This is a genomic window from Actinacidiphila oryziradicis, assembly GCF_005047355.1.
Classification (GTDB): domain Bacteria; phylum Actinomycetota; class Actinomycetes; order Streptomycetales; family Streptomycetaceae; genus Actinacidiphila; species Actinacidiphila oryziradicis.
Genome location: NZ_SUMC01000001.1, coordinates 114,777 through 131,058, shown reverse-complemented (window position 1 = coordinate 131,058; position 16,282 = coordinate 114,777). Strand labels below are relative to the sequence as shown.

Genomic DNA, 16,282 nt, shown 5'->3' with positions numbered 1-16,282 from the left:
TTCAGCGGGCGGTACCCCCGCGCCGTGGGCGCGGGGGTACCGGTGTCAGCCGGCGGCCGCGTCCGCTGCCTGGGCCTTCAGGGCGCGCTCGACGCCCGCGCGGGATTCGACGACGAGGCGGCGCAGAGCCGGCACCAGGTCGGTGTCCGCGAGCCAGGCGTCGGTGGCGTCGAGGGTGCCCTGGGACACCTGGAGGGCCGGGTACAGGCCGAGGACGATCTGCTGGGCGATCTCGTGGCTGCGGGACTTCCAGATGTCCTTGACCGCCGCGAAGTACTTGGCGGTGTAGGGGGCGAGCAGCTCACGCTGGTCGGTCTGGACGAAGCCGTCGATGACGGCCTCCTGGACCGCGTTCGCCAGCTTGTCGTCCTCGACGACGGAGGCCCAGACCTCGGCCTTGGCCTCAGGGGTCGGGCGGGCGGCGCGGGCGGTCGCGGCGTGGCGCTCGCCGGCGGAGGTCGGGTCGAGGGCCAGCTCGGCGTCGATCGCCTGGTCGTGGGCGCGCCCGGTGGCGGCGAGCCGTTGCAGGAGCGACCAGCGCAGCTCGGTGTCGACGGCGAGGCCGTCGATCGTCTCCGTACCGTCCAACAGCCCTGCCAGCAGGTCCAGCTGCTCGGGGGTGCGGGCGGTGGCGGCGAACGCCCGGGTCCAGGCCAGCTGGTGGTCGCTGCCGGGGGCGGCGGCGCGGAGCTGTTCGAGGGCGGCGGAGGTCCAGCGGGCCAGGCCCGTCTCGCGCCACGCCGGGTCGGCGTAGAGGTCGATCGCTAGCTTCACCTGCCGGTGCAGCGACTGCACGACGCCGATGTCGGACTCCTTGGTGATGCCGGAGAGCACCAGCTCCAGGTAGTCGCGGGCGGCCAGTTCGCCGTCGCGCGTCATGTCCCAGGCCGAAGCCCAGACCAGCGCGCGCGGCAGCGACTCGGTGAAGTCGCCGAGGTGGTCGCGGACGGTTGCCAGCGAGGCATCGTCGAGGCGGACCTTGGCGTACGACAGGTCGTCGTCGTTGAGCAGTACGACGTCCGGGCGGGTGGCGCCGACCAGCTGCGGCACCTCGGTGAGGCCGCCGTCGACATCCAGCTCGACCCGGTTCGTACGGACCAGCTTGGCCCCTCCGCCCCCGTCAGGGGAAAGCTCGTAGGTGCCGATCGCGATCCGGTGCGGCCGCAGTACGGCTTCGCCCTTGGCGCCGGGCGGGAGCGCGGGGGCCTCCTGGCGTACGGCGAAGGAGGTGATGACGCCCGAGTCGTCCACGGAGATCTCCGGGCGGAGGATGTTGATGCCGGCGGTCTCCAGCCATGCCTTCGACCAGGCCTTGAGGTCGCGCCCGCTGGTCTCCTCCAACGCGCCGAGCAGATCGGCCAGCCGGGTGTTGCCCCACGCGTGGCGCCTGAAGTACGCCTGTACGCCGGCGAAGAACTCATCGACCCCGACATACGCGACAAGCTGCTTCAGCACCGACGCGCCCTTGGCGTACGTGATGCCGTCGAAGTTGACCAGGACGTCGTCCAGGTCATTGATCTCCGCCATGATCGGGTGGGTGGACGGCAGCTGGTCCTGCCGGTAGGCCCAGGTCTTCATGGAGTTGGCGAAGCTGGTCCACGAGTGCGGCCAGCGGCTGTCCGGCGCGTCGGCCTGACAGGCGATGGAGGTGTAGGTGGCGAACGACTCGTTCAGCCACAGGTCGTTCCACCACTCCATGGTGACCAGGTCGCCGAACCACATGTGCGCCAGCTCGTGCAGGAGGGTCTCGGCCCGCATCTCGTACGCCGCGTCGGTGACCTTCGACCGGAAGACGTACTGGTCGCGGATGGTCACCGCGCCCGCGTTCTCCATCGCGCCGGCGTTGAACTCGGGCACGAAGAGCTGGTCGTACTTCTCGAATGGGTACGCGAAGTCGAACTTCTCCTGGAACCAGTCGAAGCCCTGCCGGGTCACCTCGAAGATCGCGTCAGCGTCCAGGTGCTCGGCCAGCGACGGCCGGCAGTAGATGCCGAGCGGCACGGAACGACCGTCGGGGCCGCCCTGCCAGCTGCTGTGCACCGCGTGGTACGGGCCCGCGATGAGCGCGGTGATGTACGTGGAGATACGGGGCGTGGGCTGGAACCGCCAGACGTTGTCCTGCGGCTCGGGGGTGGGCGAGTTGGAGATGACCGTCCAGCCTGCCGGGGCCTTCACCGTGAACTGGAAGGTGCCCTTCAGGTCCGGCTGCTCGAAGCTGGCGAAGACCCGGCGCGCGTCCGGCACCTCGAACTGCGTGTAGAGGTACGCCTGCTTGTCGACCGGGTCGACGAAGCGGTGCAGCCCCTCGCCGGAGTTCGTGTACGCCGCGTCCGCTACGACCCGCAGCTCGTTCGGGCCCGCCTCCAGCGACGGAAGAGCGATCCGCGAGTCCGCGAAGACCTCCGCCGGATCCAGCGCCGTCCCGTTCAGCACCACCTCGTGCACAGTCGGCGCCACCAGGTCGATGAATGTCGACGCACCTGCCTCCGCGGAGTCGAAGCGCACCGTGGTCACGGACCGGAAGGTGCCCCCGTCCTGCGCTCCGCCCAGGTCGAGGTCGATCTCGTAAGAGTCCACGGTGAGGAGGCGCGCGCGCTGCCGCGCCTCCTCACGGGTGAGGTTCGTGCCAGGCACGTGTCCGTCTCCTTCGTCGGGTTTTTCGCCATCCTCGCACGCTGTGGAGGCGCACCGGTCGAGGGATTTCCCTGCGATCAGGGCGGGTGTGGGGCACGGGTCGGGCAATCCGGCGGTTTCGCCGTGGCGTCGGGGTTTCTTGATCAGGATGGTCGCAGGGACCGCCCGGGGACGGTCCCGCCCGTGCGGGGACCCGGGAACCGGCCCCGAAGAAGATCCGGAAGGAGATCCAGAGGTCTCCGCGATCCTGCCCATAGGGTGGCTGCCGGCAGTCATGACCCTCGACGACCCGCGACCGCCGGCGTGGGCGAAAGCACCCAATGGTGTGGGCACGCGGGTGGTCAGCGACACCAGTTGCCGGCCGGGCGCAGCCGGACGCGCCGAAACTCCGCGTCTCCAATCCCGCGCCCGACTCCATCATCAATGTCGACGGCACGGAGCACGCCCGGCTGCGCAGGCTCGGGTGCCCCGGGTCAAGCGGGTGGATGTCACCGTCCCGCGGCTGGGCCGTGGTCTGGACGGGACGCGGGTCGTCGTTCTGGCCGACACCCACTACGGGCCGATCGACCGGGCCGGATGAGCGCCGGATCGCGGACGGCCCGGTACGAGACCACCACCGACCAGATCGCACTGAGCGTCCTCAGCCTGCTGTACGACCCCGCGTGCTCTTCCTCCTCGCCGCCAACCCTTCGGCCATGGCATTCACCGCTGCGTCGGGGCCCCGCTCGCCCGGCTCCGGCAGGTTACCGTCCTCCCGGCCCTGCTCCGCGCGGTGCGGGGGCTGAAGGAGCCGCGCGTTACCTGGTGTCGCCTGACACCTGACGTGCAGCGGGGCGGTGCTCCGGAGAGCACCGCCCCGCTGCTGCGCCGCCGGTCCGGCGGCCGTCAGGTCAGCCGATGACCTTGGCGATGGCCACGCTTCCTGCACCGGCGGCGGTGCCGTTGGCGTTGAGCAGGCTGACCTCGCCGAAGAACTCCCGCCCTGCCGGGGCGGGGGCCTTGGCCAGGACCTCGGCGGAGATGTTCGCGGAGGCGCCGCCGGCGAGGGAGACGGGCGTGTCGTCGACGTTCACCGAGCCGAGGGCGGGGGAGTAGAAGATGTCCTGGTAGTCGTACGCGGTGGTGCCCGCCGGGACGGAGTAGCCGTCGACCTGGATGGTGTAAGTACCGGCGGCAGGGGAGGCGAGGCTTACCGATTCCTCCGAGTCGCCGTCCGCGGACTGGCCGACGACAGTGCCGTTGAGCAGCACGTACAGGTCGAGGTCGGCGGAGGCGTCGCCGGGGTTGCCGATGGCGACGTCGAGGCGTGAAGCACCCGCGGGGACGTCGACCGTGGTGGTGACGGTCTGACCCTGCGTGATGGTCGGGCGCGAGGTCGCGGTTGACCCGAGGGGGCCGCCCTGGAGCTTGCCCGTGATGGGGGCGAAGCCGTTGGTGACCTTCCAGGTGACCGGGGCGGGGGTGCCGGCCTTGGCCTCGTCGAGGGTCTGGACCGCCGGGTCGAAGGTGGCGCCGAGCGCGGTGGCCGTCACGGCGTACGGGTTGTCGAGCAGCGGCGACGTGCGGCGGGACTCGACCTCGATCTCCCAGACGCCCGGGGTCGGGTCGGCGTAGGAACGCAGTTCGGGGCGGCAGCCGTTGGTGGTTGAGTAGTTCGGGTAGCAGCTGGTCGTGGTGGTCGGGTCCGCCGGGACGCCCTCAGGGGGGATGGCGATGAACCGGGTCTGACTGCCGGTGGCCAGGCCGTTCATGGCGACCTCAAGGGTCTTGGCGCCCTCGGGGACGGTGACGAAGTACGACTTGGTGCTGTTGCGCTGCACCGAGCCGGACGCGTTCACCGCGTACGACGGGGCGGCTTGCGGCTTGGAGACGACGACGGTGGCGAGGATCTGGGTGTCGGTGCCGCCGGTGCTCCTGTCGTCGACCTCCAGGATGGCGGTGTGGACGCCGGTGGAGTACGTCTTGGCGGCCACCTTGACGGTGACCGGCTTGTTCAGCGGGAGCAATACGCTGCTCGGGCCGTCGAGACGGAAGGTGCCGTCGTTGTTCGCCCACTCCAGCGTGTGCCTGACCGGGCGGTCCGGGCCGGTGGTGCGGGTGATGGTGACCTCGTACGTACGGCGCTCGCCGGTCTTGAGGCCACCCTCGCGGTCGTAGATGCCGGTGCCGAAGCCGGGGGTCGCCAGGGCCGAGGAGTAGACGGTGTTCACCGGCGCCTTGACGGTGTAGTCGTGCGCCTCGACGCCCTTCTTGATCAGGTGCCAGGCACTGACGATGTTGATCAGGCCGGAGCCCTCTTCGTAGGCCTGCGCGCCCTTGATGTGAGTGGCGGTGCTGGTGAGCGCGGTGCGGAGCTTCGCCGGGGTGAGGCCGATGCGGCTCTGCTTGGCGGCGGAGAGCAGCAGCGCCGCCGCGCCGGTGGCCTGCGGGGAGGCCATCGAGGTGCCCTGGAGCATGGCGTAGCCCGGCGGGAGGGTGTAGCCGGCCTCGGCGACCGGGCCGCCCGGCTCCCAGGTCGGGATGGTGTTGATGGAGGCGCCGGGGGCGGAGATGGTCGGGGTGAAGCCGCCGTCCTCACGCGGGCCGCGCGAGGAGAAGGGGAGGAGGGCGTACCTCTTGGTCACGACGGAGCCGTAGTTGGCCGCCCAGGTCTCCTTGGAGATCGTCGCACCCACGCTGATGACCTTGTCGGCGAGACCGGGGTCGCCGATGGTGTTGGCGCCGGGGCCGCTGTTGCCGGCCGAGATGACCAACTGGACACCGTAGGTGTCGATCAGGCGGGTGTAGAGCTGGGCGCGGGCGTTGTTGCCGTCGTTGAGACCGGGCAGGCCGCCGATGGACATGTTGACGATGTCCACGCCGCGGTTGACGACGAGGTCGATCATGCCCTCGGTGAGCGCGACATTGGTGCAGCCACCGGACCATGTGCAGGCGCGGGACGACACGATTTTCGCACCGGGGGCGGCGCCGTTCGCCTTGGAGCCGCCGTACAGGCCGTTGGCGGCGGTGATGCCGGCGACGTGGGTGCCGTGTTCGGACTCGATGACGCCGATGTTGACGAAGTCGGCCGTCTTGCCGACCCAGGTGCCGCCGTACGGGTCCATGGGTACGTCCTTGCGGATCTGCACCACGAAGGGGATCCGCTCGGAGATGGCGGTGTCCGGATTGTCGGTGCCGAAGTACCCGATCTGGTAGCCGTCCTTGTACGGCTTCATCGCCACGTCGTCGGTGAAGTCGCCGTTGTCATTGAGGTCGACCCGGACGGTGCCCGCGGCTGCGTCGTAGAGCACGGCCCAGGAATCGGTGGTGTCACCGTCCCGGTTGAGGTCACCGGCCATGTCGCCGCCGCTGGTGTAGCTCTCCTTGAACAGGCTGATCTGGTACGAGCCCGCGGCCGCGGTGTACGTCCGCTTGTTGAAGGTGAAGCTGGGGCCGGAGACGTTGGTGACCATCGGGCGCCAGGTGGCGTCGCCGTCCGTGATCGGGTCGGTGGAGGTGACCCAGTCGACGATCTTGCGCTCACCGGTGGTGGTCTTCTGCAGGGCCGGGTGGCCGAGGTCCACACCGGAGTCCAGAATGCCGATGGTGACGCCGCGGCCGTCGGCCTTGGGATTGGCCTTGACGAAGTCAACGGCGCCGGTCTCGAAGGCCGGCTGGTACGGGTTCTTGGCCGGGGTCGTGGCGTCCGGGCCGCTGTAGGTGGTGGTGGCTGTGGTGGCGGCCGACTGGTTGGACTTGGACTCAGCCGACGGCTTCGGGTTGTCGAGCGCTATCTCCTGCTTGATGTCGATCGCCTGAACCGACGACAGCTTCTGCGCTTTCTCGATCGCCGCCTCCGCGCTGCCGGTCGGCACGGTCGCGCGGACGTAGCCGAGCTTGTCGTAGGTCTGGCCCACGGAAGCGCCCTTGACGGCGTTGAGCTGTCCGGCGACCTGCTCGGTGGCACCCGGCTTTGTGGCGATCATGAAGGTGACGTTCTTGTCGCCCTCGGCCTTGGCTTTGGCGAGGAGTCCGGCGTCGGCCGGCCCGAGCTTGTCATCGGCCGTCTTCACGACAGGATCCGCGGGGCCGGCGGACGGGTCGGCGGACGCGGTGGTCGCGGGGCCGGTCGCGGAGAGCGCGGCGACGAGGCCCGCTGCCAGCGCGACGCGCATCACGCGTCTCTTCGCGCGTATGTGATCGAGGGACATGGCCATCCTTGTCCAAGATTTGGGCGCCAGTTGACGCACACATTGGTACAAGCGACCCCGCTTGTGGAGGCTTGTCCGTGGCGGAAGTTGGACATGACGCGAATGCGACAAGTTACAAGTCGCGCAAAGGGATCAGTCCATGACGAACCGCCTTCATTCGCGCGTAGATGAACACCGCATGAGCAGCGGATCGCCATGCGGCGGGGCGCGGATGTCCGTGCCACAGACGGCTGATCGATGTCCGGAGATCGGCGTCCACTGTTCCGTTTTCGTTAGAGCCCGGGCCATCCCCGCTGCCAACCATCCCCGTGGACGACGTTCCGTCGTAACGCCGCGACCCGCCCGGGGGAACTCGTATGCTCACGCCTGCTTCCGTCATCAACCGCCGCAACCTTCTGATCGCCTCCGGCGTGGCCGCCGCGGGCACCGGCCTGGGCCTGGCGTCCGGGTCCGGCACGGGCGAGGCCACCGCCTCCCCGGTCGCACAGGCCCGTACGGTCCTCGGGGCCGCCCCCGCTGCTGCGGCAGTCCCCGCCGCGGCGCCCTCGAAGGCCGGCACCACTCTGCAGAGCGTCGCCGCCCCGCACGGCACCGCCGGCTACCGGCGGCTGGCCGACGGACCCGGCTGGAAGCGCGTGCTGCGGACCGACCTCGCCGCAGCCAAGAGCGGCCGCGATACCCGCCGCACTGCGCTCGCCTGCTTCGTGCAACTCACCGACCTGCACCTCAGCGATGTGCAGTCGCCGCTGCGCACCGAATTCCTGCGCGCGGCCCAGCTGAGCGGCTGGCGGCCGCAGGAGACTCTGACGGTCGCCGGCGTCGCGTCACTGATCGAGCGGATCAACGGGCTGCGGGGCGGTTCGGCGACGGGCGCGCCCATCGGGTTCGTCATGACCACCGGAGACAACACGGACAACAACTCGCAGCTCGAACTGGACTGGTTCCTGACCGCCATGTCCGGCGGCCGGATCACTCCCAACTCCGGTGACCCGAAAGGCTACGAGGGCGTCCAGGACTCCGGGCTGAAACTCTTCTGGCAGCCGGACGCCGCGCTGCGCGACGCAGACAAGCAGCTCGGCTTCCCGCGGCTGCCCGGCTTCCTGGACGCCGCGATTCGCGAGGTCACCAGCCCGGGGCTCACCGTCCCCTGGTATTCCACGGTCGGCAATCACGACATGCTGTCCAGCGGTGCCTACGCCGCCGGTTCGTTCTGGACGGATCTCGCGACCGGCTCCCGCAAGCTCCAGACGGTCTCCGCCACCGAGGCCGCGAAACTCCTGAAGACCATCAGGAGCGGGAAGGACCCGAAGGGCACCGCAGTCCAGGACGCCATCCGCGCACACCTTCCGAAAGCGCGGACCGTCACCGCCGACGAACGGCGCGCCCCCTTCAGCCCGCACCAGTACCTCGCCGCGCACCTCGCCCCCAAGTACAAGGGCGCCGGTCCGGTGGGCCACGGCTACACCGCTGCCAATCTCGCGGACAACCAGCTCTACTACGCCTTCACCGTCGCCAAGGGCGTCATCGGCGTCAGCCTCGACACCACCGACCGCGGCGGTCACTACAACGGCTCGCTCGGCACGGCACAACTGCGCTGGCTGGAAAAAACATTGAACGCGCACAAGGACCGACACGTCCTGGTCTTCAGCCACCACACCAGCACCTCGATGGCCAATCTCAACCCGGACCCGGCCAAGCCGCACGAGAAGCGGCACAGTGGCGCCGAGCTGCTCGCCCTGCTCAACAAGCACCGCAACGTCCTGGCCTGGATCAACGGCCACAGCCACCAGAACCGGATCACCCCGCACGGCGGCTTCTGGGAGATCACCACCGCCTCGCACATCGACTTCCCCCAGCTGGCCCGGGTGATCGAGCTGGCCGACAACCACGACGGCACGCTCTCCCTGATCACGACCCTTGTCGAATCCGCGGCCCCGCACACCACCGACTTCGGCGACCTGTCCCAGACCGGACTCGCCTCGCTCTACCGCGAGCTGGCCTTCAACAAGCCGGGTGCCAGCACCGCCCTCGCGGGTAAGCCGGCCGACCGGAACACGGAGCTGCTACTCAAGAAGCGCTGATCTCATCGCGGCAGCGCCACGACATATGCGGCCGGGGTGTGGTCGGTCGACGCCATCAGCGCCGTCCGCACCACGGTCGCCTGCTGCTCCAGCGACTCCCGCAGCTTCTTCGGTGTTACGTGTACGACAGTGATCCCGAGCCGCTCCAGGTGCTCGCGCTTGCGGGCGTACTCCGACCACATCTCGTCGTCGTCCTGGCGCTGGCCTTGGCGTGACGCCCGCGCGTCGATCTCGAGCGCCACCGAGTGCTCCGGCCAGAACGCGTCCACGTCGCCGAGACGCGGGCCGCCCGGCACCCGCAGATCCACATTCCACAGCGGGTCCGGCAGGCCGTGGCACCGCACCATCTGGTACAGCCGGCCCTCCGCGATCGCCCTTCCCTCAGCCAGGAGAGCGTCCACCGCCTCCACCACGTGGGGCCGCGAAAGCAGCTGCGCCTGCCGCAACTCCCGTACGACCGCCGCCGCCTCGCAATGCCCGCCGATCACCGCCTCCGTCAGCAGCCGGCGCACCGTCTCGGGGTCGTCCAGCTCGGCTACCGCGTCCGCCAGCGCCCGTGGCACCGGGGCGCACGCGACTCCGGACACCTCCTCGGCCTCCGGCATCACATGTGCCCGCCTGATCGTCACCTCCCCGGCATCCCGCAACCGCCGCTGCCGCGGCACCAGTACGTCGATCCGCTCCAGCCCCAGCAGCGGCGGCACCGAGGAGAACCGGTGCAGCGCCAATGCCGCCAGCCCGGTCACCATCGCCTCCGCCCCGGAGCCCGCGTACAGCAGCGCGGCCTGCAACCGCTCGTCGCTGGTGGGCGGTCCCGAGTGCAGCAGATACACCTGTGGCAGCAACTGCTGCCACGGTCCGCCGGGCCGGCACCGCTCGGCGACCGCGCCGGCTGTCACTCCGTGTTCCCTTAGCTGACGGGCCGTCATGATCCTTCGCTGGTTACGCGAGAGGTGATCGAGAGGGCGGGGAGTCAGGGGGGTGTTGTGGTTCATGCTCGGACAATTCCCGCTGTCCGAGTCGTCTCTAACCGCTGTTACAAGCCCGTCGACAAATCGGGACATCACCGGACTAAAGTTCAGGCGTTCGGATGCCGAGCGTCGGGTTTCACCTATCAGGGTGACAATAGCCCGGGGCGCGGCTTCGGGCCAGAAGCCCGCACCCCGGGCATCCCTCACCCGGCGGCAGCGTCACATCGCTGCGCCCGCAACGCCCGCGCCAGATCGTCCCGGGCCTCGGAGACGAGCCGCCGCAACGCGGGCGGTGCTTCTGTGTGCGCGTTGAGCCACCCGTCCGCCGCGTCGACCGTCTCCTGACGGTCCTGGTAGCGGGGGAAGAGCCCCTGGACGATCGCCATGCCGATCTCGATGGAACGCTCGGCCCACACCCGTTCGATCGCGGCGAAGTACTTCGCGGAGTAGGGCGCCAGCAGATCCCGGTGCCCGGGCTGGTCGAATCCGGAGATCGTCGCTTCCACGAGCGCATTGGAGAGGGCGTTCGACTCCACCACTGCCACCCACGCCTGCGCCTTGACCGACGGCGACGGACGCGCCGCGAGGCACCGCACCTGATGCCGCTTGCCGGAAGCGGTGTCGTCGCGGGCCAGCTCGGCGGAGATGACGGCCTCGGGGGCAGCCCCCTCGGCGGCCAGCGACTCCAGCAGCGTCCAGCGGAGCTCCTGGTCGATGTCGAGGCCGTCGATACCGGCGGTGCCGTCCAGCAGCTCCCGCAGCAGTTCCAGGTCGGAAGGTGAGGATGCCACGGCCGCGAAGAACCGTGCCCAGGCGAGCTGGTGGCCGCTGCCGGGCTCGGCGCTCCGCAGCTCGCGCAGGGCGCCTTCGGCGAGTGCGCGACCGCCCTCTTGCCGCCACTGCGGCGCGGCATAGTCCAGGGCGGTACGGGCCTGCTGGTGCAGAGACTGCAGGACGCCGATGTCCGTCTCGGCCCCGGCGAAGCGGAGCACGAGCCCCACGTACTCACGGGCCGGCATCAGCCCGTCGCGAGTGAGATTCCAGAGCGCGGACCAGCACAGTGCCCGCGCCAGCGGATCGGCGATATCGCCCAGGCGGTCCCGCAGAGTGGCCAGCGACGCCTCGTCGAAGCGGATCTTGCAGTAGGTCAGGTCCTCGTCGTTGACGAGAATCAGCTCGGGGGGTTCCGCCCCGGCCAGTTGCGCCACCGTCGTACGAGCCCCGGCGACATCCGCCTCGGCGCGCGCGTACCGCTCCAGAGCGCCCCCGGCGCCCCGGCGGTACAGGCCCACCGCGACGCGGTGCGGCCGCAGCTCCGGATGGGACGCGGCGGCCTCCTGCACGACCGACAGCTCCGCGATGCGCCCCTCCGCGTCGTACCGGACCTCGGGGGCCAGCGAATTGACCCCGGCTGTCTGCAACCAGGCTCGCGACCACTCCGCCATGTCCCGCCCGGAAGTCTCCTCCAGCACCGACAGCAGGTCGGCCAGCACGGTGTTCCCGTACGCGTGGCGTTTGAAGTACCGCCGGGCGCCCTCCAGGAAGGCCTCCTGCCCGACATACGCGACGAGCTGCTTCAGTACGGACGCGCCCTTGGCGTAGGTGATGCCGTCGAAGTTGAGCTTGGCGTCCTGCAGATCGCGGATGTCGGCGGTGACCGGATGTGTCGACGGCAGCTGGTCGGCACGGTAGGCCCAGGCCTTGCGCCGGTTGGCGAAGGTGATCCAGCCGTCCCGGTACCGGGTGGCTTCGACCAGCACGAAGGCGCCCATGAAGTCGGCGAAGGACTCCTTCAGCCACAGGTCGTCCCACCACCGCATGGTGACCAGGTCGCCGAACCACATGTGCGTCATCTCGTGCAGGATCACATTGGCCCGGCTCTCGTACGACGCCTGCGTGACCTTGCCCCGGAAGATAGCCTCCTCCCGGAAGGTCACCAGGCCCGGGTTCTCCATCGCGCCGATGTTGTACTCCGGCACGAATGCCTGGTCGTACTTCCCGAAGGGGTACGGGTAGTCGAAGTGGTCGTGGAAGAAGTCCAGGCCCTGCTTGGTGACGGTGAAGATCTCGTCCGTGTCGAAGTGCTTGGCCAGCCCCTTGCGGCACAGCGCGCCCAGCGGGATCTCCAGTACCGAGCCGTCGGGGAGGGTGCGGCTGTAGACGTCATTCACCATGTGGTAGGGCCCGGCGGCGATCGCGGTGATGTACGTCGAGATCGGTTTGGTCGGCGCGAACCGCCATGTCCCTCCCGTGCCGCTGTCCGGCTCGGCACGCTCATTGCTCAGCACGGTCCACGGCTCGGGTGCGGTCACCGAGAAGGTGAACGGCGCCTTCAGATCGGGCTGCTCGAAGTTGGCGAAGACCCGCCTGGCGTCGGCCGGCTCGTACTGCGTATAGAGATAGACCTCGCCGTCCTCCGGGTCGGCGAAGCGGTGCAGGCCCTCTCCCGTGTGGCTGTAGGCGCACCGCGCGTCCACGACGAGCTCATTTGACGCGGCCAGGCCGTCCAGTGCGATGCGGGTGCCGTCGAAGACGGCCGCCGGCTCCAGCACACGGCCGTTGAGCACCACGGAGCTCACCGAGGGCGCCACCAGGTCGACAAAGGTGGCAGCCCCCGGCTCAGAACAGCGGAACCGGATCGTGGTCACCGAGCGGAATGTGCTCTCCTCGGGCCTGACCGCCGACCGGACGTCCAGGGCGACGTCATAGCCGTCCACGGCCAGCAGCCGCGCCCGCTCACGGGCCTCGTCACGGGTGAGGTTCTCGCCGGGCACGGGGGCTCCTTCGTCTCGTCTTGTGGACGGATGGAATCTTCGCACGCGGCACTGACAGCGGGTAGCGGGGAATGGTCCGGGCTACCGTGCACGTTGCCGTTGTGAACCTTTGTCTTTTCGAGCCGTGCCCGGAGGAGACCTGCTGTGACCGAAACAGCCGAGAACACCGCCAAGACCCCAGCCGATTTCTGGTTCGACCCGCTCTGTCCGTGGGCCTGGATGACCTCGCGCTGGATGCTGGAGGTCGAGAAGGTCCGCCCGGTGGAGGTCCGCTGGCATGTCATGAGCCTTGCCGTCCTCAACGAGCCCAGGCTCGACGAGATGCCCGAGGAGTACCGCGGGCTGATGAAGCAGGCCTGGGGCCCGGTCCGGGTCTGCATCGCCGCCGAACAGAAGCACGGCAGCGAGGTCCTCGGCGCCCTCTACACCGCGCTGGGCACCCGCTTCCACAACCAGGGGCTCCCCAAGGACCACGACACCATCGTCGCCGCCCTGGAAGAGGCCGGTCTCCCCGCCGAACTCGCCGACGCAGCCGAGTCCGACGCCTACGACACCCAGCTCCGTGCCTCGCACCAGGAGGGCATCGACAAGGTCGGCCAGGACGTCGGCACCCCCGTCATCGCCGTCCCCGGCTCCGACGGCGAGCAGATCGCCTTCTTCGGCCCGGTCGTCACCCCGGCCCCCAAGGGCGAGGAGGCTGCCAAGCTCTGGGACGGCACGCTCCTCGTCGCCTCGATCCCGGGCTTCTACGAGATCAAGCGGACCCGCACCCAGGGCCCCGTTTTCGACTGACGCCCCATGTAAGGGATTGGTGGTTTTCCACAGAGGCTCGGGAGTTGCGGCTTGCGGTCCACCGGTCTTCCGCCGGGCACCGCCTGCCGCGCCGACCGTGATAAGCATCACTTGACCTGCTTGAACGCAGGTCGTAGGTGATGGCTGAAGTTGTCCGGAAGCCACCAAGGCGCTGATCACCCCTTTGTAGGTACTTGATGATGATCCGGGCGGGGTCCCTCGGTTAACGTCACGATGTCCCCGCCCGCCCTCACCCTCGCGGAGTCCCGATGAGTACCGCCGCTTCTGCCGCCCGCCCCGGCACCGTCCTCGCCGATCTGCTTCCCGCCTCGCGCGTCCGTGACGTCGCCCTCGTGCTCGGCGGTGCGGCGCTGACCGGTGTGGCCGCCCAGCTCTCGGTGCCGGTGCCCGGGTCACCGGTGCCGGTCACGGGACAGACGTTCGCCGCGCTGCTGGTGGGCACCGCGCTCGGCGCGCGGCGCGGGTTCGCGGCGCTGGCGGTGTACGCGGTGGCGGGGGTCGCGGGGATGCCGTGGTTCGCGGACGGGTCGTCCGGTGCGTCCATGCCGAGCTTCGGCTACATCATCGGCATGATGCTCGCGGCGGCGGCCGTCGGTGCGCTCGCCCGGCGCGGCGCCGACCGCGCGGTGTGGCGGATGGCCGGGGTGATGGTTGCCGGAAGCGCGATCACCTACGCGGTGGGTGTGCCGTACCTGGCCGCGTCGGCGCACCTCCCGCTCGGCGCGGCGGTCTCCCTCGGGCTGACGCCGTATCTTCTCGGTGACGCGCTGAAGGCGGCTCTCGCGATGGGTGTGCTGCCCGCTGCCTGGAAGCTGGTGGGGCGCCGCGGCTGAGCGCCGCATATATGTACGGGCCGGGGCCCGCACCCATGCACTGGGTGCGGGCCCCGGCCCGTACATATATGCGTACGACGCGGTGTTCAGTGCCGGGCTATCGCAAGATCACGCTCCAACGCAGCACGTTCCGTGGCTACCCGGCGGTGGTCTGGGAGTACGCCTTCACCCACAACGGCCTGCCGTGCCACGGGCGGCAGCTCGGCTTCCAGATCGGGGACCGGACGTTCCAGCTGAACACCTGGTACCTCGACTCCACCGCGGCTGCCGCCGGGCGCACCTACGAACGGGTCAAGGAGTCCTTCAAGCCGCTCTGAGCGTCTCTGATCGGCTTGGTGAAGCTAGGCCGGACAGAGTGTCCCTGCGACAGCATCGACGAGCGCCCTCAAGCAAAACCCGCAACAGTCAGGGACGCCGTTCGCGCCGGATCCGACGAAGAGCCCGGCGCCGGTCGCACCGCCGATGGCGATCATCGGCGGATGGCTACACTCGTGCCTATGCGCGTGTACCTCGGCTCCGACCATGCCGGCTTCGAACTCAAGAATCACCTCGTCGAGTGGCTCAGGGCCCAGGGCCATGACGCCGTCGACTGCGGCCCGCACATCTACGACGCCCAGGACGACTACCCGTCGTTCTGCCTCCGAGCGGCCGAGGGGACGGCCGCCGACGGCGAAAGCCTCGGTATCGTCATCGGCGGCTCCGGCAACGGTGAGGCCATCGCCGCCAACAAGGTCAAGGGCGTACGGGCCGCGCTGGCCTGGAGCGAGGAGACCGCCTCGCTCGGCCGGCAGCACAACAACGCGAACGTGATCAGCATCGGCGCCCGGATGCACACGGCCGAGGAGGCCACCAAGTTCGTCGAGGTGTTCCTCAACACGCCGTACTCCGGCGAGGAACGCCACACCCGCCGTATCGAGATGCTCAGCCTCTACGAGATGACGGGCGAGCTGCCTCCGATCCCGCCGCACCACCCGAACACCTAGGTCCTGTGCAGGCGCTGCGGCTGATATGCGGCTGTCGCAGCGTCGCCTGCCCTGGCACTGGGGGCGCCTCCGCCGCTCGATCACAGGAGCCAGACCCCGCGCCTTCTCCCACGGCCACGCCGCGCTGAAGGCACCTCCTGGGGGCGTCTCTCAGCCGCAGCGCCCAGACAGGACTCAGCACGGTGCCCGAGGGTCACACGATCCACCGCCTGGCGGCCGACCACGCCGAACGTTTCGCCGGCCGCCCGGTCCGGGCCGGCAGCCCGCAGGGCAAGTTCTCGGCCGGGGCCGCGCTGGTCGATGGCCAGGTGCTGGACGCCGCCGATGCGCACGGCAAGCACCTCTTCCTCGGCTTCGCCGGGACGGGGTGGATCCATATCCACCTCGGCCTCTTCGGCAAGGTCGGCTTCGGCACCGCCCCCGTGCCGCCGCCGGCCGACACCGTGCGGCTCCGGCTCGCCAACGCGGATTCCTACGTCGACCTGCGCGGCCCCACCACCTGCGAACTGATCACCGACGGCGAAAAGCACGCCATACACGACCGGCTCGGCCCGGACCCGCTCCGCGGGAGCGACGATCCCGAGCGGGCCTGGGAGCGGATCTCCCGCAGCCGTGTCACCATCGCCGCGCTCCTCATGGACCAGAAGATCATCGCCGGCGTCGGCAATGTCTACCGCGCCGAAGTCCTCTTCCGGCACGGCATCGACCCCTACCGCCCCGGCCGCGACCTCACCCGGCCGCAGTGGGACGCGATCTGGGCCGACCTCGCCGCCCTCATGCGCGAGGGCGTACGCAACAACCGCATCGACACCGTCCGTCCCGAGCACACCCCCGAAGCCATGGGCCGCCCACCCCGCGTCGACGACCACGGAGGCGAGGTCTATGTCTACCGGCGTGCGAATCTGCCCTGTCTGGTCTGCGAGGGCGAGGTCCGCACGGCCGGCCTCGCCGCCCGCAATCTCTTCTGGTGCGAGCGCTGCCAGCGCGGCTGAGCAGTCCGGTC

At 69.7% G+C, this 16,282-nt stretch carries 10 protein-coding genes; 6 read left to right on the top strand and 4 right to left on the bottom strand.

What is annotated here, in order from left to right; all coding sequences use genetic code 11:
• Positions 1-45 precede the first annotated feature (45 nt).
• On the bottom strand, positions 46-2,634 hold the full coding sequence (gene pepN, locus FCI23_RS00625; protein WP_136721433.1) for an aminopeptidase N: 2,589 nt from the start codon (positions 2,632-2,634) through the stop codon (positions 46-48).
• An 890-nt stretch (positions 2,635-3,524) separates the two neighbouring features.
• Positions 3,525-6,824 carry a S8 family serine peptidase gene (locus tag FCI23_RS00615; protein ID WP_136721431.1) on the bottom strand — a complete coding sequence of 1,100 codons (3,300 nt, stop codon included), beginning with the start codon at positions 6,822-6,824 and terminating at the stop codon, positions 3,525-3,527.
• Between the two features lie 356 nt (positions 6,825-7,180).
• On the opposite strand from FCI23_RS00615, the gene FCI23_RS00610 reads away from it, so the two are divergent.
• Positions 7,181-8,905 carry a TIGR03767 family metallophosphoesterase gene (locus FCI23_RS00610; protein ID WP_136721430.1) on the top strand — a complete coding sequence of 575 codons (1,725 nt, stop codon included), beginning with the start codon at positions 7,181-7,183 and terminating at the stop codon, positions 8,903-8,905.
• Between the two features lie 2 nt (positions 8,906-8,907).
• Here FCI23_RS00610 and FCI23_RS00605 read toward each other — a convergent pair whose 3' ends face one another.
• Together FCI23_RS00605 and pepN (FCI23_RS00600) are read right to left on the bottom strand one after the other, a co-directional pair.
• A complete protein-coding gene (locus tag FCI23_RS00605; protein WP_136721429.1) occupies positions 8,908-9,900 on the bottom strand; it encodes a hypothetical protein in 993 nt (330 codons plus the stop codon).
• Between the two features lie 179 nt (positions 9,901-10,079).
• Positions 10,080-12,650 (bottom strand): aminopeptidase N, encoded by a 2,571-nt coding sequence (gene pepN, locus FCI23_RS00600; protein ID WP_136721428.1) that lies wholly within the window; start codon positions 12,648-12,650, stop codon positions 10,080-10,082.
• 144 nt (positions 12,651-12,794) lie between these two features.
• On the opposite strand from pepN (FCI23_RS00600), the gene FCI23_RS00595 reads away from it, so the two are divergent.
• The 5 genes from FCI23_RS00595 to FCI23_RS00575 all read left to right on the top strand — a co-directional run bounded on the left by FCI23_RS00595 (position 12,795) and on the right by FCI23_RS00575 (position 16,271).
• Positions 12,795-13,442: a DsbA family oxidoreductase gene (locus FCI23_RS00595; RefSeq protein WP_136721427.1), complete on the top strand. Its 648-nt coding sequence runs from the start codon at positions 12,795-12,797 to the stop codon at positions 13,440-13,442.
• Positions 13,443-13,711: 269 nt separating this feature from the next.
• Entirely contained in the window at positions 13,712-14,296 is a 585-nt protein-coding gene (locus tag FCI23_RS00590; RefSeq protein WP_136721426.1) for a biotin transporter BioY, read from the top strand.
• A gap of 68 nt (positions 14,297-14,364) precedes the next feature.
• Positions 14,365-14,613, top strand: coding sequence for a hypothetical protein (locus FCI23_RS00585; protein ID WP_136721425.1), 249 nt, complete (start codon positions 14,365-14,367; stop codon positions 14,611-14,613).
• Between the two features lie 180 nt (positions 14,614-14,793).
• Positions 14,794-15,279: a ribose-5-phosphate isomerase gene (locus FCI23_RS00580; RefSeq protein ID WP_136721424.1), complete on the top strand. Its 486-nt coding sequence runs from the start codon at positions 14,794-14,796 to the stop codon at positions 15,277-15,279.
• Between the two features lie 182 nt (positions 15,280-15,461).
• Complete coding sequence (locus tag FCI23_RS00575) at positions 15,462-16,271, top strand: Fpg/Nei family DNA glycosylase (RefSeq protein WP_136721423.1); 810 nt, start codon at positions 15,462-15,464, stop codon at positions 16,269-16,271.
• Positions 16,272-16,282 lie beyond the last annotated feature (11 nt).

Coding starts and splice junctions, on each gene's coding strand:
- FCI23_RS00615 (WP_136721431.1), bottom strand. CDS start 6,824: ATGTCCCTCGATCACATACGCGCGAAGAGACGCGTGATGCGCGTCGCG.
- FCI23_RS00610 (WP_136721430.1), top strand. CDS start 7,181: ATGCTCACGCCTGCTTCCGTCATCAACCGCCGCAACCTTCTGATCGCC.
- FCI23_RS00605 (WP_136721429.1), bottom strand. CDS start 9,900: ATGAACCACAACACCCCCCTGACTCCCCGCCCTCTCGATCACCTCTCG.
- FCI23_RS00590 (WP_136721426.1), top strand. CDS start 13,712: ATGAGTACCGCCGCTTCTGCCGCCCGCCCCGGCACCGTCCTCGCCGAT.
- FCI23_RS00585 (WP_136721425.1), top strand. CDS start 14,365: ATGCGTACGACGCGGTGTTCAGTGCCGGGCTATCGCAAGATCACGCTC.
- FCI23_RS00580 (WP_136721424.1), top strand. CDS start 14,794: ATGCGCGTGTACCTCGGCTCCGACCATGCCGGCTTCGAACTCAAGAAT.